Source organism: Moellerella wisconsensis ATCC 35017, from assembly GCF_001294465.1.
GTDB lineage: Bacteria > Pseudomonadota > Gammaproteobacteria > Enterobacterales > Enterobacteriaceae > Moellerella > Moellerella wisconsensis.
Window position 1 is genome coordinate 1 of the sequence record NZ_LGAA01000009.1, and the last position, 25,786, is coordinate 25,786.

Annotated in this window: 16 protein-coding genes; 11 read left to right on the plus strand and 5 right to left on the minus strand. The window is 39.9% G+C overall.

The features are described from left to right. The first annotated feature begins 1,791 nt into the window (after positions 1-1,791). The 4 genes from metA (at position 1,792) to aceK (ending at position 7,867) form a co-directional block, all read left to right on the plus strand. Positions 1,792-2,721: a homoserine O-acetyltransferase MetA gene (metA, locus tag M992_RS04295; protein WP_053907462.1), complete on the plus strand. Its 930-nt coding sequence runs from the start codon at positions 1,792-1,794 to the stop codon at positions 2,719-2,721. Between the two features lie 354 nt (positions 2,722-3,075). Beyond that, the gene (aceB, locus tag M992_RS04300) at positions 3,076-4,674 is read left to right on the plus strand and encodes a malate synthase A (protein WP_053907463.1); all 1,599 of its coding nucleotides are present in this window, start codon (positions 3,076-3,078) and stop codon (positions 4,672-4,674) included. 54 nt (positions 4,675-4,728) lie between these two features. Next, the gene (gene aceA, locus M992_RS04305; protein WP_053907464.1) at positions 4,729-6,036 is read left to right on the plus strand and encodes an isocitrate lyase; all 1,308 of its coding nucleotides are present in this window, start codon (positions 4,729-4,731) and stop codon (positions 6,034-6,036) included. A 103-nt stretch (positions 6,037-6,139) separates the two neighbouring features. After that, a complete protein-coding gene (aceK, locus tag M992_RS04310; RefSeq protein WP_053907465.1) occupies positions 6,140-7,867 on the plus strand; it encodes a bifunctional isocitrate dehydrogenase kinase/phosphatase in 1,728 nt (575 codons plus the stop codon). Positions 7,868-8,043: 176 nt separating this feature from the next. Here aceK and M992_RS04315 read toward each other — a convergent pair whose 3' ends face one another. The 3 genes from M992_RS04315 to iclR all read right to left on the minus strand — a co-directional run bounded on the left by M992_RS04315 (position 8,044) and on the right by iclR (position 11,804). After that, a complete protein-coding gene (locus M992_RS04315) occupies positions 8,044-8,685 on the minus strand; it encodes a bifunctional 4-hydroxy-2-oxoglutarate aldolase/2-dehydro-3-deoxy-phosphogluconate aldolase (RefSeq protein WP_053907466.1) in 642 nt (213 codons plus the stop codon). Positions 8,686-8,761: 76 nt separating this feature from the next. Next, complete coding sequence (gene edd, locus M992_RS04320; protein ID WP_390892478.1) at positions 8,762-10,558, minus strand: phosphogluconate dehydratase; 1,797 nt, start codon at positions 10,556-10,558, stop codon at positions 8,762-8,764. Positions 10,559-10,973: 415 nt separating this feature from the next. Continuing rightward, positions 10,974-11,804, minus strand: coding sequence for a glyoxylate bypass operon transcriptional repressor IclR (iclR, locus tag M992_RS04325; RefSeq protein ID WP_053907468.1), 831 nt, complete (start codon positions 11,802-11,804; stop codon positions 10,974-10,976). Positions 11,805-12,072: 268 nt separating this feature from the next. Here iclR and metH point away from each other — a divergent pair, with 268 nt between their 5' ends. Together metH and M992_RS04335 are read left to right on the plus strand one after the other, a co-directional pair. After that, the gene (gene metH / locus M992_RS04330; RefSeq protein WP_053907469.1) at positions 12,073-15,756 is read left to right on the plus strand and encodes a methionine synthase; all 3,684 of its coding nucleotides are present in this window, start codon (positions 12,073-12,075) and stop codon (positions 15,754-15,756) included. A gap of 130 nt (positions 15,757-15,886) precedes the next feature. Beyond that, positions 15,887-16,474, plus strand: a complete 588-nt coding sequence (locus M992_RS04335; protein ID WP_053907470.1) for a hypothetical protein — start codon at positions 15,887-15,889, stop codon at positions 16,472-16,474. A gap of 244 nt (positions 16,475-16,718) precedes the next feature. Here the strand turns inward: M992_RS04335 and lysC are convergent, their stop codons facing one another. Next, positions 16,719-18,095 (minus strand): lysine-sensitive aspartokinase 3, encoded by a 1,377-nt coding sequence (gene lysC, locus M992_RS04340; protein ID WP_047257463.1) that lies wholly within the window; start codon positions 18,093-18,095, stop codon positions 16,719-16,721. A gap of 311 nt (positions 18,096-18,406) precedes the next feature. Here lysC and pgi point away from each other — a divergent pair, with 311 nt between their 5' ends. The 3 genes from pgi to ubiA all read left to right on the plus strand — a co-directional run bounded on the left by pgi (position 18,407) and on the right by ubiA (position 21,840). After that, positions 18,407-20,053, plus strand: a complete 1,647-nt coding sequence (pgi, locus tag M992_RS04345) for a glucose-6-phosphate isomerase (protein WP_053907471.1) — start codon at positions 18,407-18,409, stop codon at positions 20,051-20,053. A gap of 390 nt (positions 20,054-20,443) precedes the next feature. After that, positions 20,444-20,950: a chorismate lyase gene (gene ubiC, locus M992_RS04350; protein WP_390892476.1), complete on the plus strand. Its 507-nt coding sequence runs from the start codon at positions 20,444-20,446 to the stop codon at positions 20,948-20,950. A gap of 35 nt (positions 20,951-20,985) precedes the next feature. After that, positions 20,986-21,840 (plus strand): 4-hydroxybenzoate octaprenyltransferase, encoded by an 855-nt coding sequence (gene ubiA, locus M992_RS04355; protein ID WP_053907472.1) that lies wholly within the window; start codon positions 20,986-20,988, stop codon positions 21,838-21,840. A 125-nt stretch (positions 21,841-21,965) separates the two neighbouring features. Here ubiA and plsB read toward each other — a convergent pair whose 3' ends face one another. Next, positions 21,966-24,470 carry a glycerol-3-phosphate 1-O-acyltransferase PlsB gene (plsB, locus tag M992_RS04360; RefSeq protein ID WP_053907473.1) on the minus strand — a complete coding sequence of 835 codons (2,505 nt, stop codon included), beginning with the start codon at positions 24,468-24,470 and terminating at the stop codon, positions 21,966-21,968. 131 nt (positions 24,471-24,601) lie between these two features. Here plsB and M992_RS04365 point away from each other — a divergent pair, with 131 nt between their 5' ends. Together M992_RS04365 and lexA are read left to right on the plus strand one after the other, a co-directional pair. Beyond that, on the plus strand, positions 24,602-24,979 hold the full coding sequence (locus M992_RS04365) for a diacylglycerol kinase (RefSeq protein ID WP_053907474.1): 378 nt from the start codon (positions 24,602-24,604) through the stop codon (positions 24,977-24,979). 148 nt (positions 24,980-25,127) lie between these two features. Beyond that, complete coding sequence (gene lexA / locus M992_RS04370) at positions 25,128-25,745, plus strand: transcriptional repressor LexA (protein WP_047257458.1); 618 nt, start codon at positions 25,128-25,130, stop codon at positions 25,743-25,745. Positions 25,746-25,786: the final 41 nt, after the last annotated feature.

A 25,786-nucleotide genomic window follows, 5' to 3' on the forward strand; every position in this document is an offset into this window, starting at 1 on the left:
GATAGAAAAGATAAAAATAAACAACTAGTTAGAGGGATAAAGTGTATTTTCTCTGCCTATTCATAGCCGACTTCATTGAGTGTCTTATAATTTAATTATTAATAAGCCTCTATTGATATCAAATTACTATTGATTCATCAATTAAAATTCTCGCCTATTTTAGATTACTCGGTTTTACCAGTAAATGATCTAATCTTTAATCTCCTATTCATGCGTTCTGCAAGTAAATATTGATAACAGTCATAAGCTATAGATGATTGAATATTGGAGCTTACATATTTGATAAACTTCTTAATATTCACTAGAGTCTATTGCTACCCTAGAACGATAGAATTATAGCGATACATTTTCAATGTGTTCAATAACGCTTTCTTTATAATCTTTATTTTTATATTAAATAATAACTCACTATTTTTTAAACAAGTTTTTGAATAAGTATTAATAATTAAATTCAAATTGATATCAGCTTCAGTACCGTAGATGAATAATAAATAAGTAATATCGGTAATTTAAAACTATTATGGCTAAGAGATTAAAAACTGATTTAACTAGACTTGGATTGCAATAAAAATAATAACAATTGAATATTGTTTAATAATATAATCAGATAAAAATTAATATTCTTTTAGTAATATAAATAATCAATTACGGCTAATAACAATTTATTATAGCTACAGTATGATTAAAATCCATCATCGCTTTTTAATAAAATACATTAGATCTTTATAATAAGTATTAAGTAATATAATTTATTGAAATTATAGATAAAAATAGCTCTGTAATCGGATTATTTATGCCTTATTTTCTGCAATAATGATTAATTATTCTCATAACTAAACTAAACTAAACTAAACTAAATCAAGTTGTTTGGTGTTCAGTTAAATTATCGCCTCAATCTATTACGCTAAGAATTCCTTTTTTTAGATGATTTTTCCTCATATTAAACTAAGTTATTGAAATAATTGAATAAAATAATATCTACTAGTCAATTACTCATAGTTAAGAAATCTATATCAATAAAATAGAACATTACTCTTCGTAATAAAAATATCCTCATACATATAAGTATAAGAAATTAAATTTTAATATTTGATTTGTCTAAGTTAATTCGTTGGTTTTGCGATTAGCTTCATAGGCTGATTTTAAGAATTTATCTGGTACTCAATATACTGCGAAGTGTTTCGCAAAGCTTTAATGATTTATTTAAGATTCATAGTACTGAGTATTAGCTTGATCTATAATTTATTGAGTAAAAAATATCATATAGTTATTTGAAGATTTTACTGATAGGGTAATAATTTGATCTTAATAATATATTATTTATCACTATCACTATCACTATAGATTAGCTAACTCTATAGATAATACTTTCTAGTCAATTTTATTTAAATTAAATAATTATATAAAACTTAGCAGGGAAGAATTATTTGTGATTTAACATAAATGTGTTGTATTTGACTTGCAATATTTTAATATTAATAATTTTTTAGAATAAATATCAATATAATTAATTTATTTTCCTTAATTAGTCATTAAATATAATCAATATTATAAAGATAATTAACACAGATAGCATTTAATCTCAGTTTGTATTCAAGCATATATAAACCTCTAATCTCTATATTTACATAAAATGAGATTATTAACGTAGTGAAATTAATTTGTACTGGAATTCATATGATTGAATAAAATTCATATTGGGATGAATTACTCGACAAATCAAATTAGTTTGGCTAAATTATTTAGCATTCTAGAAGTCTATACGGTTAAAAATAAAAAAGGGGTTTAGTGATGCCGATCCGTTTACCTGATGAATTACCTGCGGTTAATTTTTTGCTCGAAGAGAATGTTTTTGTTATGACATCAACAAGAGCACGATTTCAGGATATTCGACCATTGAAAGTGCTGATCCTAAATCTGATGCCTAAAAAAATTGAAACCGAAAATCAATTGTTACGTTTATTGTCTAATACTCCTTTACAGATTGATATCCAATTATTACGGATCGATCAACGGGAATCTAAAAATACCCCAGCAGAGCATCTAGATACTTTTTACTGTGATTTTGATGATATTAAGCAGCAAAATTTTGACGGTTTGATTATTACGGGCGCACCATTAGGGTTGGTTGAATTTGATGATGTAGCTTATTGGCCGCAAATTGAAAAAATTATTCATTGGGCTAAGGAGCATGTAACATCAACCTTATTCATTTGTTGGGCTGTACAGGCAGGATTAAATATTTTATATGGACTGCCTAAATTAACCCGAAAAGATAAATTATCGGGCGTATACAAGCATAATACTTTGCAGCCTCATGCATTATTGACTCGTGGTTTTGATGCGAGTTTTTTTGCACCTCAATCACGCTATGCAGATTTTCCTGAAGAATATATTCGTGAGAATACAGATCTTGATATTTTAGCATCATCAGAAGAAGCGGGCGTGTATCTCTGTGCAACGAAAGATAAAAGGATGGCATTTGTTACCGGTCATCCCGAGTATGATGCTGGTACGTTAGCTCAAGAATTTTGGCGTGATGAAAAGGCTGGTTTATCTCCGGTTATTCCGTGTAATTACTTTACTGATGATGATCCTAATAAAGATCCTTTATTAACTTGGCGCAGTCATGGGCATCTGTTGTTTTCAAATTGGTTAAACTATTTTGTGTATCAGATCACACCTTATGATCTTAGTGATATGAATCCAACACTTGATTAAGTTCAATTCTTTATTCTATAAATAAATAATATCCAGTCTGTTAATAAAATAATATACTGTAGATATTCTTATTTTTGGTGTTAAATGCTAATATTTACTTGAGAGTAGCCGAATAGACATGGCTATATCGGTGAATCTTATTAGTTCAGTTAAAATCAAGAAAGTATTAGTTAACATTTACTTAACACTATTATTTAAATTCTATATTTCTAACAGTTATTTATCATAATTACATTTATTTATTTAATATCATTGGGTTAAACTAATTTAAGTGCTAAAATGGAAACCGTTTTTGATTTTATTTACTTTTAGGTTAGTCTTAATTTATCGCTCGGGATAAATAAGGATCAACCGATGAATGAACAGCTATTAACATCTCAATTGTTTTTTACTAAAGCCCCCTCAAATCAAGCTAAAGAAATTTTAACCACTGATCTAATTGAATTTATCACATTACTGTCTGAGTGCTTCTCAGTGCGCAGGAGGTTATTATTAGAAAAGCGCAAAGTTTATCAGCAGCGAATTGACAAAGGTATTCTTCCGAATTTTATTTCGGAAACAAATTCCATTAAAAATGATGATTGGAAAATACAAAATATACCTGTTGATTTAGAAGATCGTCGTGTTGAAATTACCGGTCCTGTTGATCGCAAAATGGTAATTAATGCATTGAATTCACGAGCAAAAGTCTTTATGGCTGATTTTGAGGACTCTCTTTCTCCGGCATGGGAAAAATTAATCGATGGTCAAATTAATTTGCGGGATGCAATTAATGGGACTATTTCTTTTCAGAATGAGCAGGGGAAAGTTTATCAATTAAAGTCAGATCCTGCGGTATTAATTGCTCGAGTACGCGGGCTACATCTGGATGAAAAACATGTCTTATTGGATGGCCAACCAATTCCTGGCGGATTGTTTGATTTTGCGGTGTATTTCTTTCTCAATCATCAGGCTTTATTGAAGAAAGGTAGTGGCCCTTATTTTTATCTTCCAAAATTAGAATCATGGCAGGAAGCACAATGGTGGAGTGATGTTTTTAGCTACGCTGAAGATCAATTCTCCCTTCCACGCGGTACGATTAAAGCGACTGTTCTAATTGAAACATTACCGGCTGTTTTTCAAATGGATGAAATCCTTTATTACCTTCGCCATCACATAGTGGGGCTTAATTGCGGGCGTTGGGATTATATATTTAGTTATATCAAGACATTAAAAGAATATCCTGACCGCGTGTTACCCGATCGTCAAAGCGTTACGATGACTCAATCATTCTTGAATGCCTATTCTCGATTATTGATTAAAACCTGCCATAAACGAGGTGCTTTTGCTATGGGAGGAATGTCGGCATTTATTCCAAGTAAAGATACGGCGCTCAATCAGCAGGTGCTGGCAAAAGTGACCGCTGATAAGCAACTGGAAGCTGATAATGGGCATGATGGTACATGGATTGCTCATCCAGGGCTGGCCAGTTGTGTATTAGCCATTTTTGATCAGGCGCTTGGAAAGCGTAAAAATCAGCTAGATATTATGCGTGAGGGAGAGGCTCCGATAACGGCAGAACAACTGCTTGAGCCTTGCGAAGGTGAGATAACTGAAGCGGGCATGCGCGCCAATATTCGTATTGCAGTGCAGTATATCGAGGCTTGGATCGATGGTAATGGGTGTGTTCCTATTTATGGTTTGATGGAGGACGCAGCAACGGCCGAGATATCAAGGACATCTATTTGGCAATGGATCCGTCATGGTAAGACACTGTCTAACGGTCAAAAAATCACTAAATCGCTGTTTATTGAAATGTTGGATGAAGAACTACAAGTGATCCAACAAGAACTTGGCGACGTTCGTTTTCAAAGTGGGCGTTTCAAAGAGGCAGCAGAACTGATGCGCACAATCACGACGCAAGATGAGTTAATCGAATTTTTAACTGTTCCTGGTTATCAATTATTGGATTAGCCCTTTGATGATAGTTATTTGCTAAATCGTTATTTGCTAAAAAGGAACAGAACAATGACAACGTCAAGAGAACAACAAATTGCGCAATTAGAGAAAGAATGGCTGTCAGATCGTTGGGCAGGGATTAAACGTTCTTACAGTGCACAAGAGGTGATTAAGTTACGAGGCTCAGTTCATCCTGAATATACTTTCGCGCGGCATGGAGCTGAAAAGCTGTGGGCATTATTGACGGGGGGAGCGAAGAAAGGTTATGTAAATGGATTGGGGGCATTGACAGGGGGACAAGCCTTACAGCAAGCCAAAGCAGGGATTGAAGCGATTTATTTATCGGGCTGGCAAGTCGCAGCAGATGCTAATACCGCTTCGAGTATGTATCCTGATCAATCGCTATATCCCGTAGATTCTGTCCCTGAAGTAATTAAACGTATTAATAATAGTTTTAGACGCGCAGATCAAATCCAGTGGTCTAATGGAATTGGCCCTGAAAACGAAAAATACATCGATTATTTTTTACCTATTGTTGCTGATGCTGAAGCCGGTTTTGGTGGGGTATTAAATGCGTTTGAATTGATGAAGGCCATGATTGAGGCAGGAGCGGCCGCAGTTCACTTTGAAGATCAGCTAGCAGCAGTAAAAAAATGTGGTCACATGGGGGGGAAAGTTTTAGTTTCGACACAAGAAGCGGTACAGAAATTAACCGCTGCTCGTTTAGCCGCTGATGTGTCAGGTATTCCTACTTTGCTGATTGCACGTACAGATGCTGATGCTGCAGATTTATTAACCTCAGATTGTGATCCGTACGATAAACCATTTATTACCGGCGAACGTACATCTGAAGGATTCTTCCGCGTAAAGGCGGGTATCGATCAAGCGATTAGCCGCGGTTTGGCATATGCCCCGTATGCGGATTTAGTTTGGTGTGAGACTTCGAAACCTGATCTGGATGCTGCACGTCGTTTTGCTGAGGCGATCCATGCGGAATATCCAGGGAAATTATTGGCATACAATTGTTCTCCGTCTTTTAATTGGAAGAAAAATCTGGACGATGCAACCATTGCTCGCTTTCAAGATGAGTTATCAGAAATGGGCTATCGCTTCCAATTTATTACTCTTGCTGGCATTCATAGCATGTGGTTTAACATGTTTGATTTGGCACATGCGTATGCTCGAGGCCAAGGCATGAAGCATTATGTTGAAAAAGTACAGGAACGAGAATTTGCCGCGCAGCAACAAGGCTATACTTTTGCGTCTCATCAGCAAGAAGTCGGTACCGGTTATTTTGATCAAGTGACCAATATTATTCAGGGAGGTAATTCGTCAGTGACGGCGTTAACCGGATCTACGGAAGAAGATCAATTCTAGTTGACTCTTTAGAAAAGCGATTGCGCTCTGTTTATGTACAGAATAATCGATTCATGATGATATCAGGCACTTACTTAGTGCCTATTTTCTGCTGGGGACGACGATGAAATTATCGATACAGCAAATAATCGCACAAACTATTTTGCAAGGATTCGATGCGCAATATGGGCGTTTTCTAGAGATAACATCTGGCGCACAAAAGCGTTTTGAACTCGCAGACTGGCACAATGTACAACATGCAATGAAGCAGCGTATTCAGCTTTATGATCATCATGTCGGTTTAGTCGTAGCGCAATTGCGTTGCATGGGCTTAATTGATGGATTAACACCGCATATTTTAGCTGAGATTAAACAGCTATATTGCCAATTATTGCCTGATTATCCACGATTTGAAATTGCAGAGAGCTTTTTTAATTCGGTGTATTGTCGTTTGTTCCAACACCGTGATCTTACCCCCGATAATTTGTTTATTTTTACCTCTCAGCCAGCAGATAGATTTCGTGATATTCCTCGTCCTTTGGCACGTGACTATCTGATAAAAGATAATATTTCAGCAGTATTAACTCAAATACTTTCTGGGCTTTCTTTACGTTTAGCGTGGCAAAATTTAGCCCGAGATGTGGAATATATTTACCAGCATTTAGCTCATCAATTTATTTTTCAACAGCGTTATCCTACCCAATTACAGATTGCTAATGAGCTGTTTTATCGAAATAAAGCGGCTTGGTTAGTCGGTAAAATTTCTATCGATCAGCAAATTTATCCTTTTTTGTTACCGATACATAGAGATGAACATGGGCAGATGTATGTTGATAGTTGCTTAACTGATTTCGATGAAGCGAGCATTGTATTTGGTTTCGCGCGATCTTATTTTATGGTTTATGCCCCATTTCCTGCCGCTTTAGTCTTTTGGCTACGTGAAATTTTACCCTGTAAGTCAATCGCTGAACTGTATATGGCGATTGGCTGCCAGAAGCATGGGAAAACAGAATATTACCGTGAATATTTAGCATATATTAATTTTTCAAGAGAACAATTCTCGATTGCGCCCGGCGTTAAGGGAATGGTGATGCTTGTATTTACATCCCCATCATTTGATAGGGTTTTTAAGATTATAAAAGATAAATTTTCACCGCAAAAAGAAGTCACCAAAGAGCGGGTATTGGAGTGCTATCGTTTAGTCAAAGAGCATGATCGCGTTGGACGTATGGCGGATACGCAAGAGTTTGAAAATTTTGTGATCGAGAAAAAATTTATTAGCCCATTATTGTTCGATGAATTATTGAATGAAGCCCCCTCTCAGATAGACGATCTAGGCGATCAAATACGGATTAAACATTTGTATATGGAACGTAAGATGATCCCTCTAAATATTTATATGGATCAGGCTGACGATCAGCAATTAAAAAATATTGTTCAGGAATATGGTCAAGCGATCAAACAGTTAGCTGCCGCAAATATTTTCCCTGGCGATATGCTATTTAAAAATTTTGGAGTGACACGGCATTCTCGGGTTATTTTCTATGATTATGATGAAATTAATTATATGACAGCAATGAATTTTCGTCGCATTCCAGAGGCATTATCACCGGAGCAAGAGTTAGCTTCGGAACCTTGGTATAGTGTTGCAGAGAATGATGTTTTTCCTGAAGAACTGGCACTATTTTTATGCTATGACCCGCAAATCCGCGATTATTTTACGCGTTGTCATTGTGAATTATTTACGGTGTCTTATTGGCAAGCATTACAGCAACGTATCCGCGATGGATATATTGAAGATGTATTTGCATATCCACTTGAACGTCGTTTTTGCCAGCAATTTACAGACTAAAATATGCAGTTATTACAATACGTAATAGAGCGGGAAGAAGGGGATAAGTAATAAGGGAGCAAAAAGAAAATCCCAATGGCTGAATTATGATAATAATACTTAAAACAGCCCATTGGGATAATAGATTAGCCAGTTAACTTATTATTTAGAATAATTGATTATGCCAAAGCTATTAATTAAGCAGCCGCACCCGCAACAGCGTCTTTAGCCAATTGAGTGATCCGTGCATAGTCACCTTGTTGTAAGGCATCAGCAGGAACAATCCAAGAACCGCCAATACATAGCACGCTATCGAGTGCTAAATAATCGCGGTAGTTAGCGGGCGAAATTCCCCCCGTTGGGCAAAAACGGACTTGAGAAAAAGGTCCAGCGATAGCTTTGAGGGCTTTAACACCTCCATTCGCTTCAGCAGGGAAAAACTTGAATTCAGTTAATCCATAGTTCATGCCAAGCATTAATTCAGAGACTGAACTGATGCCCGGGATCAATGGAATAGATCCTTTAACCGCGGCATCGAGTAGGTTATCTGTTAAGCCTGGGCTGATAGCAAACTGCGCACCAGCCTCAGTAACTGCTTGTAATTGTTTTGAATTAATAACTGTGCCTGCACCGACGATCGCTTCGGGAACCTCTTGTGCGATTAAGCGAATAGCGTCGATAGCACATTCTGTTCTCAGTGTAACTTCTAACACTTTAACGCCACCGCTAATTAATGCTTTTGCCAGAGGTACGGCTTGAGAGAGTTCATTAATTACAATCACCGGAACAATAGGGCCTGCAGTTAAGATTTGTTCTGGTGTCAATTTCCAATTATTCATCATTTTATCCTATAAAGTATCTGCTAGATATTGCGACATATATACAGTCATATTGCGCTAATTATGTTTTTAGAAACTAAAAGTGAACACTACAGGCTCCCTCTTCAGCGCCGGTTAAATTAGTGCGTAGCGCGGCAAATAGCTCTCGGCCAGAACCCTGTCGTTGTTGGCTCAAATCTATTGGATAAGGCTGTCTCGTCGCAAGCTCTTGTTCATCAACTAATAAAGTGAGTTCGCTCGTTTTTCCATTTACTCGAATAATATCGCCATCGCAGACTTTAGCTAATAAGCCGCCTGAATACGCTTCGGGGGTAACATGGATAGCAGAGGGGACTTTGCCCGAAGCGCCGGATAATCTACCATCAGTGACCAAGGCAACTTTATAGCCGCGATCCATTAACACACCTAAAGGTGGCATCAGTTTGTGTAGCTCAGGCATACCATTTGCGACGGGGCCTTGAAAGCGAACTACAATGACACAGTCGTGATTTAATTCACCGGCTTCAAAACGGGCAGTAATATCATGCTGGCTATTAAATACCACCGCAGGCGCTTCAATGATTTGATTTTCATCAGGAACTGCTGAGGTTTTCATTACGGCACGGCCTAAATTACCGCAAAGCACCCGGGTTCCACCGTGAGCAGAAAACGGCTGGTGGATATCAGCAATAACTTGATTATCTAAGGATGTTTGTGGGCCTTCGCGCCAATCTAGTTGGCCGTCATTCAACCAAGGCTCTAAGGTATAATGTGATAGTCCAAAACCGGCGACGGTGTGCACATCATTATGCAGCAGGCCTTTGGTCAGAAGTTGTTTAACTAATAAAGATACCCCTCCCGCAGCTTGGAATTGATTAATATCTGCTGGGCCATTTGGATAGATTCGGCACATTAATGGAACGATGGACGATAATTCAGAGAAGTCATCCCAGTTGATGATGATACCAGCAGCGCGAGCCATCGCGACTAAGTGCATGGTTAAATTGGTTGAACCGCCTGTTGCAAGTAAGGCAACGATACCGTTGACAATAACTTTTTCGTCGACTAATTTTCCGACAGGCAAATAATTGCCCGATTGTGCGGTGAATCGAGTGACTTGGCGCGCTGCCGCTTTAGTTAATTCATCGCGTAGTTGAGTATCAGGATGGACAAATGATGAGCCGGGTAGATGCAGCCCCATGATTTCCATCACCATTTGGTTGGAATTGGCGGTTCCATAAAAAGTACAGGTCCCGATACCATGATAAGACGCGGCTTCTGCTTCAAGCAGCGCTTGGCGATCGACTTTACCTTCTGCATATAATTGGCGAATACGCACTTTTTCTTTATTAGGCAGACCTGTTGTCATCGGGCCAGCAGGAATAAAAACCGCCGGAAGATGACCAAATGACAGGGCGCCTATCATCAGACCGGGTATAATTTTATCGCATACGCCCAAATATAATGCCCCATCGAACATATTATGAGAAAGACCAATAGCTGTCGCCATTGCAATCACATCACGGCTTAGCAGGGAGAGCTCCATGCCATCTTGCCCTTGAGTCACTCCATCGCACATTGCAGGCACACCGGCTGCCACTTGCCCTACCGAGCCGCTTTCATGTAATGCGGCTTTAATAATTTCGGGATAATTTTCGTAGGGACGATGCGCAGAGAGCATATCGTTATATGAAGTCACGATAGCGATATTGGCGTGAGTCATGCTTTTCAGCGCGGCTTTATCATCAGCTTGGCAGGCGGCAAACCCATGAGCCAGATTTCCGCACGCCAGTTGTGAACGATGCACAGTCTGGCTGCGAGATTGTTCAATCTTAGCGAGATACTGTTCTCGGGTGTGTCTAGAGCGCTCAATAATACGTTTAGTGATCCGCATTATTTCTGAATGTACAGGAACTGTGATGGAAGATTGGTGTTGATTTTTCATTAGAATACCTTCGTTTTGCCGTCTGCCTACGCTTTGAATTATTTAGGGATTATCTAAAAACATAATGGGCACTTGGCCACCCTAAGTATTTTATAGATTGTTATGGCGTATGTTACCGGTAACATTGTTGAATGAAAAACCTCAGGATGCAATAACTGTTGACAAGTATCGTGTTTATCTGTGATCTCGGTCAATCTTCAGCGCTGAAACGTTAAGATTACTGATTTAGAGGATAGAGAGAACAATAAATTGAGGGAGAATTAGCCGAGATATTGGCGATAACCCGCTACACAAGAGAGTGACGATTGTTTTGATTTCAGACCCCCGCTTATTGGTCTGAAATCAATAGGTTAATGGTATAAAATTAACGGATCGCCCCGTATTCACGGCTAATTTCTTTAGCGGCTTTAATGACCATTGCACCTAATTCAGTGATCCTATCATCAGTAATACGTGATAATGGACCGGAGATAGAGATCGCGGCAAAAGGTTCTTTATGCTCATCATAAATACACGCGCCAATACAACGTAATCCTAATGCATGCTCTTCATCATCGTATGAAAAACCTTGTTTTTTAGCTTGTTGCAGATTTTCTTTTAGTGCAGATGGGTTGGTTAAAGTCAGCGGTGTATATGCATGCAATCCTTTTCTACTTAACAGTGGGAATAGCCGTTCTTCAGGTAAAGTGGCCAAAAAAGCTTTTCCGGCACCTGAGGCATGCATCGGAAGTTTGCCTCCGATAGGCGCGGACATACGCATTAACGCGTTACATTGGACTTGATCGACGATCACTGCATCGTATTCGCTATGATCTAAAATCGCTAGATTAACCGTTTCGCCCGATTCTTCCATCAAACGGCGCAAAATAGGATGTACCAAGGCTAATAAATTGCGACTTTCTAAGAAGCTACTGCCAATAATAAAAGCATTGGAAGCGATAACCCATAGACCGAGATCGCCGGTTTGGCGCACAAAACCATGCTGCTCTAATGTCATTAATAGGCGGTGAGTGGTCGAATTGGGCAAACCTGCTTGTAATGCTAAATCTGTTAATGAGACCCCACCAATTGATTCAGAAATATATTCCAACAAGGTCAGGCCTCGGCTGAGGGACTGAACTTGCCCAGCAGCCGGAGCACCACTTGCGGGGCCCTTGGCTTTTTTTATTTTTTTACTGATTGGCGCAGTACTCATTGAGGACTCTCCTAATTGGAAAACGTATTATCGTCTATTATGAATGATATCAGAGTAAAACACTCATCTGATCAGTTGAACGTTCGCTATCCTGCAACCTGAAAAACTCTCAAGTATATAACGCATTTAACTTTAGTCAGTTGTGATAGGATAAATATTTATACACATTTCTCCCCTATAGGCGTCCAGTATTAGCGGTATTCTTAGTTGTTAGAATGATATTCGGGCGGTATTTTATTTACAGATTTTTTAGTTGCTGGAGGCAAGGGTGTCCAATAAAATCAATGCATTAAAACAACAATTACAACAAAGGATTTTAGTGTTAGATGGTGCGATGGGCACGATGATCCAGCATCATAAATTAACGGAACAGCAATATCGCGGGCAACGATTTGCAGATTGGCCTTGCGATGTTAAAGGAAATAATGACCTTTTAGTTTTAACTCAACCAGACATTATTCGTGATATTCATGATCAATATTTTGCGGCGGGCGCAGATATTGTTGAAACTAATACCTTTAATGCAACACCCGTGGCAATGGCCGATTATAAAATGGAAGCACTTTCCGCGGAGATAAACTATACCGCGGCTAAAATAGCCCGTGAATGTGCCGATCAATGGACCGCCAAAACTCCGGATAAACCCCGTTATGTGGCGGGGGTATTAGGCCCGACTAACCGTACTGCATCTATTTCACCCGATGTTAACGACCCTGCCTACCGTAATATTTATTTTGATCAGCTGGTGGAGGCTTATCGAGAATCAACTCGTGCGCTCATTGAGGGCGGGGTTGATCTGATCATGATAGAAACTATTTTTGATACTTTAAATGCTAAAGCCGCGGTATATGCGGTTGAAACTGAATTTGAGCAATTAGGTTATAAGCTGCCGGTCATGATATCAGGTACGATCACCGATGCTTCAGGACGAACATTAACCGGACAAACCACCGAGGCTTTTTACAATTCGTTACGCCATGCAAGACCTATTACGTTTGGCTTAAATTGCGCACTAGGCCCAGATGAATTACGCCAGTATGTGGCTGAATTATCTAGAATAGCTGAATGTTATGTGAGTGCTCACCCCAATGCAGGATTGCCTAATGCCTTTGGTGAATATGATTTAGATGCTCAAAATATGGCTCAGCAAATTGGTGAATGGGCTGACGCGGGATACCTAAATGTGGTGGGAGGATGCTGTGGAACCACACCGCTGCATATTCAAGCGATGGCGCAAGCGGTGAAAGGAAAGGCTCCCCGTAAAATTCCTGAATTAGCTATTGAATGTCGGCTTTCAGGGCTTGAGCCGTTAAATATTGGGCAAAATTCATTATTTGTTAATGTGGGTGAACGTACCAATGTCACCGGCTCGGCCAAATTCAAGCGTCTTATCAAAGAAGAAAACTATCAAGAAGCGCTGGATGTGGCACGCCAACAGGTTGAAAGCGGCGCTCAAATTATTGATATTAATATGGATGAAGGCATGTTAGATGCAGAAGCCGCGATGACGCGGTTTTTGAATCTGATAGCCGGTGAACCCGATATTTCCCGTGTACCAATTATGATCGACTCCTCAAAATGGGACGTGATTGAAAAAGGGCTAAAATGTATTCAAGGCAAAGGAATTGTTAACTCGATTTCGATGAAAGAAGGCGTCGATGTTTTTATTGACCACGCGAAAAAACTGCGAAAATACGGCGCCGCAGTAGTCGTCATGGCATTTGATGAAGACGGACAGGCTGACACTCGTGAACGTAAACTTGAGATTTGCCGCCGAGCGTATCGTATTTTGACCGAACAAGTGGGTTTTCCTGCTGAAGATATTATTTTCGATCCTAATATTTTTGCGGTAGCCACGGGGATCGCTGAACATAATAATTATGCAGTTGATTTTATTGAGGTTTGTAAGGATATAAAACAGCAACTACCGCATGCTTTAATTTCAGGCGGCGTATCGAATGTGTCATTCTCGTTCCGTGGTAATGAGGGAGTTCGCGAAGCTATTCATGCTGTTTTCCTGTATTACGCTATTCGTAATGGCATGGATATGGGGATTGTTAATGCCGGACAATTGGCAATTTATGATGATTTACCACAAGAATTAAAAGACGCAGTCGAAGATGTAGTGCTTAATCGTCACGAAGATAGCACTGAGCGCTTATTAGAGTTAGCAGAAAAATATAAAGGCAATAAAGGCGAAGAACAGCAAAAAATTCAGCAAGCTGAATGGCGCGCCTGGGAAGTAGAAAAACGGCTAGAATATTCTTTAGTCAAAGGGATAACTGAGTTCATTATTGAAGATACGGAAGAAGCACGCCAGCGAGCTGAAAAGCCGATTGATGTCATTGAAGGTTCATTAATGAACGGCATGAACGTGGTGGGGGACTTATTCGGTGAAGGAAAAATGTTTCTCCCTCAGGTGGTTAAATCGGCACGAGTAATGAAACAAGCGGTGGCTTATTTAGAACCTTATATTGAGGCGTCAAAACAGTCGGGCAGAGCCGCGGGAAAAGTACTGCTGGCGACAGTCAAAGGCGATGTTCATGATATTGGCAAAAATATCGTTGGGGTCGTTCTGCAATGCAATAATTATGAAATTATTGATTTGGGCGTAATGGTGCCGTGTGAAACCATCTTGAAAACTGCCAAGGAACAAAACGTTGATATCATTGGCCTATCAGGGCTGATAACCCCATCGTTGGATGAAATGGTGCATGTGGCCAAAGAAATGGAGCGCCAAGGGTTTTCATTGCCCTTATTAATTGGCGGTGCAACCACATCAAAAGCACATACAGCGGTAAAAATAGAGCCTAATTACAGCGGGCCAACAACTTATGTGCAGAATGCTTCACGTACCGTCGGAGTGGTTGCCGCTTTGCTTTCAGATGCGCAAAAAGACGAGTTTGTCGCACGCACTCGGCGCGAATATGACACCGTACGTGAACAGCATGCACGCAAAAGACCACGCACTCCACCGGTCTCTCTAGACGCCGCTAGAGCCAATGGATTGGGCATTGATTGGCAAAATTATACGCCACCGGTACCGCAATTTCTTGGCGTACAACACGTCGAAGCACCCATCAGTATTTTACGTGAATATATCGACTGGACCCCTTTCTTTATGACGTGGTCTCTCTCCGGTAAATACCCAACCATCTTTGATAATCCGGTGGTGGGTGAAGAAGCCCGTAAATTATTCAATGATGCGAATAAATTATTAGATCAACTGGCTGAAAATAAAAAATTAACGCCAAAAGGGATCTTTGGATTATTCCCAGCTAATCGCGTTGATGATGATATCGAAATATATACCTCAGAATCCCGTGATTCAGTGGCACTGTTAGCGTGTCAGTTGCGTCAACAAACCGAGAAAAAAGAATTTCCAAATTATTGTTTGTCTGATTTTGTGGCACCAAAGAGCAGTGGAAAAGCTGATTATATCGGCGCATTTGCGGTGACGGGGGGATTAGAAGAAGACGCACTAGCGGATGCTTATGAACAGCAGCATGATGATTATAATAAAATTATGCTGAAATCTATTTGCGATCGTCTCGCCGAAGCGTTTGCCGAATACTTACATGAGCAAGTTCGTAAACATTATTGGGGATATGCAAAGGATGAAAATCTGCCTAATGAACAGCTTATTCGTGAGAATTATCAAGGGATCCGGCCGGCTCCGGGCTACCCAGCCTGCCCAGAGCATACTGAAAAGGAGAAGATCTGGCAGTTGCTGGATGTTGAGCAGCGTATTGGCATGAAATTGACATCATCCTATGCAATGTGGCCGGGAGCATCGGTATCAGGATGGTATTTCAGTCATCCTGACAGTAAATATTTTGCGGTAGCCCAATTACAACGTGATCAGATTGCTGATTATGCCGCACGAAAAAAGATGTCGATAACCGAACTTGAACGTTGGCTAGCCCCTAATTTAGGGTATGACGCTGATTAGTCAGACCGATAGAGAGTCAACATTATCGCTGGAATAAAAGCCTATTTTGTTTCAGCGATATTTCGGGTGATAGATTGATTTTTGGGGATTAGCCTCCATGTAGTAATAAAGATCTTAATGAGGCAGCAAAATGAGCTACGAATTTATTATTGAAGATGTACTTTCTGCCAATACTCGCTTTCCTTATCAGGTTCAAAATAGTCTGACGCCTGAATGTTTTCAATTAAGTGAAGCCATGGTAAGCGCAATGATTAGCTTATTGCAGATGATGGATAAATTAGATACCGATGATTTTCTTGATGAACATTGTTTTAATCGTATCTGGTTAAGAAGTGAATTAACTCCGGCGCGTGCCGAGGAAATTTATCGTTATCTGGAAGAACAGGCGCAAGTTTGTCCGACGCCTTCAGAGGAAGAAATCGCCTCATTCCATCAAGCTCAACAAGATGAACATGTATTACTTTCGCAGGAAAGTGCTAAACAGGGAATGATCCCAGTACATAAATTTGCGACTAATGACGGCTGGTTAGTGACACCAAAAGAGTGCGAGATTATCGCTGAGGTTTTTGCTGAACAATTAGTTGAAGATAATGGTTTTGTAATTAATAAGATTGCAGAACTTTGCAAAGTGAATAGCCAGCAGTTAGAACAACAATTAATTCAATGGGGTAAATTTAATTACTTTGCGATCACTCATGGCGGATATCGAGTTAATTAAGTGTATTTGTGACTGACTTCGCGATATTAATTAACAGGCAGAGAGGTTTAACTGGCTCTGCCTAATTTTAATGAGTAAGCTGTTTTTACTTTTTATATTAATTAAATATCTCATTTAATGCTTATATTTATTTACTAAAAATTATCCTAATCTTATTAAGATAAAAAACAATAATAGAAAAAATAATAATAGAAAACCCCAATGTGCCATTCTAGCGCATTGGGGTTTTAATAGTCTGAATTATTTATTCGAACAAATTTTTGTGGAGCGTACGCACTATTTCTTCTGCGTCATCACCAGGAACTAATAGACAAATATTATGGGTACTTGCACCATAGCTGATCATGCGAATATTAAATGATTCCAATGCGCCAAAAATTTGTTTACCTAGGCCATTTACCTGAGACAGTGAATTACCAATAATAGCCACCAAAGCTAGATTCTCTTCGACTTCCACTCGGCATAATGCGGACAGTTCAGTCATTAACGCATTGGTTAACAAGCTGCCATTGGTATTTGTCGAGCCAGTGGTATCCAGCGTTAAGGCAATACTGACTTCTGAAGTGGTGATAAGATCGACCGAAATATGATGGCGCGATAAAATAGTAAATATTTCAGCCAAAAAGCCGCGTGCATGCAGCATTTTCAAACTGTGCAGTGTTAACAAGGTTTGTTTACGGCGCAGAGTCAGCGCGCGGAATTGAGGTGGATTTTGGGTTTCGTCACACACTAACGTTCCACCGGCTTCTGGCGCTTTACTTGAGCCAACAAATACGGGAATACCCGCCCGCACTGCCGGTAATAAGGTGGCTGGGTGCAATATTTTTGCACCAAAGGTGGCCATTTCAGCCGCTTCATTAAAGGCGATTTGATCAATACGTTGTGCAGAAGGTACTACGCGAGGATCAGTCGTATAAATGCCGGGTACATCAGTCCAGATATCAACACGATTGAGATTAAGTGATTCACCGAGCAATGCTGCGGTATAATCACTGCCCCCACGCCCTAATGTCGTGGTTCGTCCTTTATTATCTTGCCCGATAAATCCTTGAGTAATCACGATAGCGTTAGCTAATTTAGGTTGAATATGTTCTTTGGCTAGCGCAGATAACTGAATTAAATCCGGTTCAGCCCGACCAAACTGGTCGTTAGTTTTCATCACGCGGCGGATATCCAGCCATTCTGAATTGGCATTGCGTTGGCGCAGCAATTCGACAAACAGTAGCGTTGACATCAGCTCACCATGACTGACCAGTTCATCGGTTAATGCGGCGGACGTCGCCAATGAGGCGGCATCGGCTAGACGGGCAATATTATCGAGCAGTCTATCAATTTCTTCACGAATAATATTAGCATTATCGAGATGATCAACGATAGAGTATTGAATATCACGAACTTGTTGCAGTAATTCGTCTCGTTTATCGATTTCGCAGCCTTCTGCTAGGGCAACGAGTAAATTAGTAATGCCGGCAGAAGCGGATAAAACTACAATGCGTACATTCTCATTGGCGAGAACGACATCGGCGCTTTTATTCATCGCGTGGTAATCGGCGACACTGGTGCCGCCAAATTTAGCGATAACAAATTGATTATCTGACGAGGGCGAGGCAACTGCATTCATGGTATTAATCCCTTTAGGTGACGAGTTCTACCTCTAGAAATATCGGTTTAGTGGTACTTCGTCAATGAAGAATCGATTCAAATCAGTAATATTAATGATGGTGAGATAATTATCGTTTTTAGCAATGACTCACTCGATTAATTGAATGATAAACAAGATTTCTTTGAATTATTTAGCCCAGAGTCATAATTAGCTCTGGAAAAATTGGCTGGAATTGACCAATATCAGCAAAGCACAAAAAAAGAGTCTTTATCTGGTTTTGACAGGTTACAATCTGTCCTCAAATTAAAATTGTCTGGAGAGTATTATCCATGAAGAAAATCAATCCAAGTCAAACAGCTGCCTGGCGTGCATTGGAGCAGCATTTTGCTGAAATGAAAGACGTTCATATGCGCGATTTGTTCAAGCAAGAAACGGATCGTTTTACCCAATTTTCGGCAACGTTCGACAACCAGATTCTGGTGGACTTCTCCAAAAACCGAATTACTGAAGAAACGTTGACCAAATTGCAGGCGTTAGCGCAAGAAACCGACGTAGCCAGTGCAATTAACAGCATGTTCAGCGGTGAAAAAATTAACGGAACGGAAGACCGCGCTGTTTTGCATATTGCTTTGCGCAACCGGGCGAATACGCCAATTTATGTCGATGGGCAAGATGTTATGCCTGACGTGAATGCGGTGCTGGAAAAAATGAAGCATTTTAGTGAGCGTATTATCAGTGGTGAATGGAAAGGATTTACCGGTAAAGCCATTACGGATGTAGTGAATATTGGGATCGGAGGCTCTGATTTAGGGCCATTTATGGTAACAGAAGCATTAAGACCGTATAAAAATCATTTAAATATGCATTTTGTTTCCAATGTTGATGGCACTCAGATTGCTGAAACACTAAAATCTCTAAATCCAGAAACCACGTTATTCCTTATTGCGTCTAAAACATTTACTACCCAAGAAACAATGACTAATGCGCTTTCAGCGCGTGATTGGTTATTAGTAAAAGCAAAAGATGAAGCACATATCGCTAAACATTTTGTGGCTTTATCCACCAATAAAGAACAAGTTGAAAAATTCGGCATCGATGTCGATAACATGTTTGAATTCTGGGATTGGGTCGGCGGACGCTATTCTTTATGGTCAGCGATTGGTTTATCCATTGTTCTGTCGATTGGTTATGACAACTTTGTGCAATTACTCAGTGGCGCACATGCCATGGATAAACATTTTACTAGCACACCGTTTGAAAAAAACATTCCCGTATTACTCGCCTTGATTGGTATTTGGTATAACAATTTCTTTGGTACTGAAACCGAAGCTATCTTGCCTTATGACCAATATATGCATCGTTTTGCCGCCTATTTCCAACAAGGAAACATGGAATCAAACGGTAAATATATCGACCGTAATGGACATAAAGTCAGTTACCAAACGGGCCCAATTATTTGGGGTGAGCCAGGGACTAATGGGCAACATGCGTTTTACCAATTAATTCACCAAGGAACTAAAATAATTCCTTGTGATTTTATTGCACCAGCGGTAAGCCATAATCCATTAGGTGATCATCACAGCAAATTACTCTCTAACTTTTTTGCTCAAACTGAAGCCTTGGCATTTGGTAAAACTCGCGAAGTTGTAGATGCAGAGTTTGCAGCTCAGGGCAAAGATCCGGCAGCGATGGAATACGTTGCACCTTATAAAGTGTTTGAAGGTAATCGCCCAACTAACTCAATTTTGCTCAAGGAAATCACGCCTTATTCACTGGGGGCATTGATTGCTATGTATGAGCATAAAATATTTGTTCAAGGTGCGATCCTCAATATCTTCACCTTTGACCAATGGGGTGTTGAGCTGGGCAAACAATTAGCCAGCCGTATCCTGCCTGAATTAGAAAATGAAGCTAAAATCGACAGTCATGACAGTTCAACTAATGGATTGATTAATAGCTATAAAGCATGGCGTTAATCGATTAAATCATGCCTGATTAAATGGAAACAGCCTGACTCAGTTCAGGCTGTTTTTTTATGGTGTATTCACCATTCCATTTTATTATTTTTTTGAGAACCATATTTCTGTTTACTTTTTTTTAATAAATTGTTTTGTTATCAACTTTTTATATAATTTATTGCCAATCTTTAAGCGTGTGATGAAGCAACGTGATATCCTTTTAGTATTGAAATAATAGAGTTATTAAGCGTTAATTAATTGATCTACGAGAGATAACTTATTCGACAGAGATCCTATTTCATAAAACTTATCAGATGGCATTTTGTCGATTTTTAGTTATTAGTTTTAAATTCAATTAATATTTAGATAGTTATAATGGCCAGACTTATATTGGTAGTGGAATAAATAATGATAGATGAAACGGTTTTGACCTCCCGTCCTATTGCATGGCAGGTAACCGAAGAAATATCCGTACCGGAAAAAATACACGACTGGTTAATGGAATTAGGGTCGATGACTCGCCGCTTTGAGCAATATTGTCAACAAGTGACTGTCGAGCCATACCAAGAAAAATTTATCACTGCGGCTGAATTAAATCCGGGTGAGGCCGATTGTTTATCTGTCAGTCAGCGATACTGGCTGCGAGAAGTTATCCTATATGGTGATAATATTCCTTGGTTATTAGGGCGTACTTTGGTTCCTGAAGAAACATTAGTCGGTGATGAACAGCGATTAGTTGATTTAGGCACGATTCCGTTAGGAAAATATCTTTTTAGCGGCAATAATCTGACACGAGATTATATTCATATAGGCAAACAGTGTGAACGCTGGGCTCGACGTTCTCTGTTACGGCTTTCAAATAAGCCCTTGTTATTAACTGAATTATTTTTACCCGAATCACCTGCGTATAAATAGAATAGATTAAGGAGCGCAATAAATTGGAGGGACGTATGACGCTGAGCAAATGGCAGGCATATAGCCGTTTAATGCGTATTGATAAGCCTATTGGCTCATTATTGCTGTTATGGCCGACTTATTGGGCCTTATGGATGGCAGCCGAAGGAATGCCAAGTTTTCATCTGCTGGTGGTATTTACTGCCGGGGTATTTTTTATGCGGGCTGCGGGCTGCGTTATTAATGATTTTGCAGACAGAAAATTTGATGGTCACGTTGAAAGAACGAAACATCGACCTTTACCTAGCGGGCATGTAACTGAAAAAGAAGCCAAGATATTATTTATCTCGCTGGTGCTGATTTCATTTTTATTAGTTTTAACACTGAATACGATGACCATTTGGCTATCGATTGCAGCGTTGGCATTAGCCTGGTTGTATCCTTTTGTTAAGCGAGTGAGTAACTTACCACAAGTGGTATTAGGCGCCGCTTTTGGTTGGTCAATTCCAATGGCATTTTCTGCCGTTGGTGGAACATTACCGCTCGTTTGCTGGTTGCTGTTTATGGTCAATATTATTTGGTCTGTGATTTATGATACCCAATATGCGATGGTTGATCGTGATGATGATTTAAAAATAGGGGTTAAATCGACGGCTATTTTATTTGGTCAACACGACAAAATTATTATCGGTATTTTGCAATTAATCATGCTAGGGATCCTATGTGTGATTGGTCAGCTTGCTGGGTTAGCGGGGATTTATTATTGGACATTATTATTGGTGATGGCCTTATTTGTTTATCAGCAAAAATTAATGACCGATCGAGAACGAGCTCCGTGTTTTCAAGCATTTAAAAATAATAATTATGTCGGATTAGTTTTGTTAATTGGCATTATATTTAGCTATATCTAAGCTAAGCAAATTTAAGCGCAGTAGCTATTAAGCTAGCTTATCAATAAAAAAAGGTCTGGCATCTGCCAGACCTTTTTTATTCATCAATTAAAATAGAGTTAATGTGATGATATTTTATAATTTAACTATTTTTCGTCTTTATCGCGAGTAGCTATCGAGTCATCCTGAGGGGGAACAGAGAGTTCGCTGGGGGATATCTCTTCAGGTTGACTCACGCTTTCAATAGTTAATCTGATTTCTGGTGACATCAGTTTGGCTATCACGCTGTAGAGCAACTTAGCGTTGGCTGTAAAGATTTCATTATTGGTATTATCAATATAACCTTCGGAGCGCAGTGTTTCGACCAGAGTAGAAAAGACCGCTTTATCGAAGAACTCCGGGGCATTAATTCCATGCAGTACCGATAAACGCTGAGCCAGAATACGGCTCTCTTTTTCCAGCGTATTACGGCTAATCTCCGGCGTGGCATTTAATAACGACAAGGTAATAGCATACCGTTGTAATGTTTCACGAACGCCAGCCGCCAGTAATTGAAGTGGACGAATACGATGCGGATTATGCACCAACATATCGTCTTCTTTTAGAGTAATTAACCGCTGATTAGCTAACTCATCTAGCAGAATATCAATAACTTCAGACAGTGACTGTTTATCATAACGCATAAACAATTCAGCTTTCAGGAATGGATAAATTAACTCAACCTGATAATGAATATCTTCGCGTCCGATCCGCCCATGATGCAGAATAATACAGGCTATCAACGATGGTAAAACCAAGAGATGATGAATATTATTACGATAATAAGTCATCAGAACAGCATTTTCTCGCGGCAGAATAATCAGATCGCCCATGCTGTCTTTTTCGACTTCGAACTTATCCATCTGTAATGCGTGATTTAGCAGTTCATCCGCGGTTTTATTTGGCGTAGTAGCATCTGCGGTATACGGCACGTTACGCAGTAATTGCAGATAACAATCCACCTGTTCAACCAGTTGCTCACGGGTTAATGCGCGTTGTCGTGATGCCAATAATGCGGTTGAACATAAGTTGATCGCATTAGCTGCGGCTGCATTATTGATATTTACCATAATGCTTTCGGCTAAATCACTGACAGCTGGGTTTAACCAACTTGGACGTTGTGGCTCGATAGGATCGATAGATTCACGCCAGTTTGGAACCTGCTGATTTAAATAGTGACTTAAGGAAATGGGCTGACCAAAGTTAACATATCCTTGGCCTAGTTTACGCAGTTTACGCAAACCACGGATCATAGAGAAAAAGCCTTCTTTCTCTTTCTCAGCGCCTTTGAGTTCCTTCGCATAGGTTGCAACTTCCATCACATGCTCATAGCCGATATAAATAGGCACGATAGTGATAGGGCGAGAATCGCCGCGTAACATGGCCTGTAATGTCATCGACAAGGTGCCGGTTTTCGGCTGCAATAATCGACCGGTACGAGAACGGCCGCCTTCGACAAAGTATTCAATCGAATAGCCGCGAGCAAACAGTTCGCTTAGATATTCACGAAAAACAGTCGAATAAAGCTTATTGCCTTTAAAGGTACGGCGAATAAAAAAGGCGCCTAAACGTCTAAAAATAGGACCTGCCGGCCAAAAGTTCAGATTAATCCCCGCGGCGATATGCGGTGGCACAAGCCCTTGATGATAAAGCACATAAGATAATAAAAGGTAATCCATATGGCTACGATGTGAAGGAACATAAACAATTTCATGTCCATCTTGTGCCAATTGCCTAACGCGCTCAGCGTGCTGAACATTAATACCTTGATATAAACGGTTCCATGTCCAACTTAATACCCTATCTGACAGACGAATAGCTTCATAAGAGAAGTTAGCGGCTATTTCTTCCATCATATTTACAGCATTTTGTTGTGCTTTTTTAAGCGGGATTTTCTTGCTGCGAGATTCATCCTCAACGGCTTTTTCAATCGCTTTTGATGTTAGCAATTTATTGAATAAATCTTGGCGCACCGGCAGTTTTGGTCCAACGGCAGCTAACCGTTGACGAGAATAGTGAATACGGGCGACGCGTGCCAATTTATTGGCAATAATCGAATCGGTGCCGTGTTCTTCAGCCATAACGCGCATTGATACTGGTGGGGAGAAGCGTACAAAGCTATCTCGACCTAGCCACAGAGCGGCAAAAAATTTCTGCACTCCATTAAGTAAGCGTAATTGCGGGGCTGAGTTATGTCCTTCTCGACCTGGCGAGCGACCAAACATTACCGAAGCCGGTAGCATTTGAATATCCAGATTTGGATTATTACGATGCAAATCAAGATACGCATGAAAGGTTTTGACCGAGTCTTTGCGAGGGTCTGGGGAATAATAGCGGAACACCCGCGGGCCATCATCAATAAAGACATAAGCCGGTAATTTAGTGCCATTAATATCGACAGAATTTAGTGGATCCGGTAATCCAATAGCCAGACATTGTTGTCTTAACGTCAATAAGTCAGCTTTTGAATGATACGGCAACACATACAGCGTCGGGCTCGTGGTATTGAGTCCTAATTCTGTAATGGGATCTGTCGGAATAAGTTTACTTTTTACCAAAAACTTTAATGGTAAATTCAACATGTTATAATATAGTTTACGCCAAAGTGACATAAATTGTTATAGCCTCTTGTTAGCAATACTGCGCAAGCATACCAGAAATCAACGAGTAGATCTGTTGAACCGAGACAACTTTTTATCACTTAATAGATTTTATTTTCCTTTATTAATGAGAGCGTTTATTGATGGCAAACCAAACAAAAGGGTTAACAAGGGTTATAAAAGCAGCTGGATACTCGATGAAAGGGTTGAAAGCGGCTTGGATTAATGAAGCGGCTTTTCGCCAAGAATCAGTTGCGGCAATTTTAGCCATTATTTTAGCTTTTTACCTCGATATAAATTATCTCGAAAGAATTTTATTGATTAGCGCCGTAGTTTTGGTGGCAATTATTGAGTTGATTAATAGTGCTATAGAAGCCGTTGTTGACCGTGTTGGCAGTGAATACCATCAATTATCCGGTAGAGCCAAAGATATTGGTTCAGCCGCCGTATTTGTGTCGATTGGCTTGGCATTATTTATTTGGGCAATGGTTTTGTGGCAGCGTTATGGCACGAGTTATTAAATCAATAATAATTATTACTGACGCTTATTGTTTATTTATTATATCAATAATGCATAGGAATCCAGAGATTTCACGTATTTAACGGTTTCCAATCGCCATTTACCTGTATATACTCACAGTCAGACTGTATAAACAAACAGGGGGCGAGATGAAAGCATTAACTGCAAGGCAACAGCAGGTTTACCAGCTGGTGCGTGATCACATTTCGCAAACGGGTATGCCACCAACGCGTGCTGAAATAGCGACAAGTTTAGGATTCCGATCGCCGAATGCGGCAGAAGAACACCTTAAGGCATTAGCACGAAAAGGGGTGATAGAAATCGTTTCTGGCGCCTCCCGTGGTATTCGTTTGCTGCTAGAAGAACCAACAGAAACGCCAGGACTACCGCTGATTGGCCGCGTGGCTGCGGGTGAACCATTATTGGCAGAGCAACATATTGAGAGCCATTATCAGGTCGATCCAGTATTGTTTAAGCCACACGCGGATTTTTTACTGCGGGTTAGTGGTATGTCGATGAAAGATATAGGGATTATGGATGGCGATCTGCTAGCTGTGCATAAAACTCAGGATGTTCATAACGGGCAGGTTATTGTTGCGCGTATTGAAGATGAAGTCACTGTAAAACGTTTTAAACAAGTCGGCAATAAAGTTGAACTAATAGCTGAAAATCCTGATTTTGAGCCTATTGTTGTCGATCTGCGTGAACAGAGCTTTACTATCGAAGGATTAGCTGTCGGTGTTATTCGTAACGCAGATTGGTATTAGTTTTTGATAGCAAAAATAACCTAATTAACCGCGATAAATGC

Coding starts and splice junctions, on each gene's coding strand:
- lexA (WP_047257458.1), top strand. CDS start 25,128: ATGAAAGCATTAACTGCAAGGCAACAGCAGGTTTACCAGCTGGTGCGT.
- plsB (WP_053907473.1), bottom strand. CDS start 24,470: ATGTCACTTTGGCGTAAACTATATTATAACATGTTGAATTTACCATTA.
- lysC (WP_047257463.1), bottom strand. CDS start 18,095: ATGAATGCAGTTGCCTCGCCCTCGTCAGATAATCAATTTGTTATCGCT.
- edd (WP_390892478.1), bottom strand. CDS start 10,558: ATGCGGATCACTAAACGTATTATTGAGCGCTCTAGACACACCCGAGAA.
- pgi (WP_053907471.1), top strand. CDS start 18,407: ATGAAGAAAATCAATCCAAGTCAAACAGCTGCCTGGCGTGCATTGGAG.
- aceB (WP_053907463.1), top strand. CDS start 3,076: ATGAATGAACAGCTATTAACATCTCAATTGTTTTTTACTAAAGCCCCC.
- ubiC (WP_390892476.1), top strand. CDS start 20,444: ATGATAGATGAAACGGTTTTGACCTCCCGTCCTATTGCATGGCAGGTA.
- iclR (WP_053907468.1), bottom strand. CDS start 11,804: ATGAGTACTGCGCCAATCAGTAAAAAAATAAAAAAAGCCAAGGGCCCC.
- M992_RS04335 (WP_053907470.1), top strand. CDS start 15,887: ATGAGCTACGAATTTATTATTGAAGATGTACTTTCTGCCAATACTCGC.
- M992_RS04365 (WP_053907474.1), top strand. CDS start 24,602: ATGGCAAACCAAACAAAAGGGTTAACAAGGGTTATAAAAGCAGCTGGA.
- ubiA (WP_053907472.1), top strand. CDS start 20,986: ATGACGCTGAGCAAATGGCAGGCATATAGCCGTTTAATGCGTATTGAT.
- metA (WP_053907462.1), top strand. CDS start 1,792: ATGCCGATCCGTTTACCTGATGAATTACCTGCGGTTAATTTTTTGCTC.
- aceK (WP_053907465.1), top strand. CDS start 6,140: ATGAAATTATCGATACAGCAAATAATCGCACAAACTATTTTGCAAGGA.
- M992_RS04315 (WP_053907466.1), bottom strand. CDS start 8,685: ATGAATAATTGGAAATTGACACCAGAACAAATCTTAACTGCAGGCCCT.
- aceA (WP_053907464.1), top strand. CDS start 4,729: ATGACAACGTCAAGAGAACAACAAATTGCGCAATTAGAGAAAGAATGG.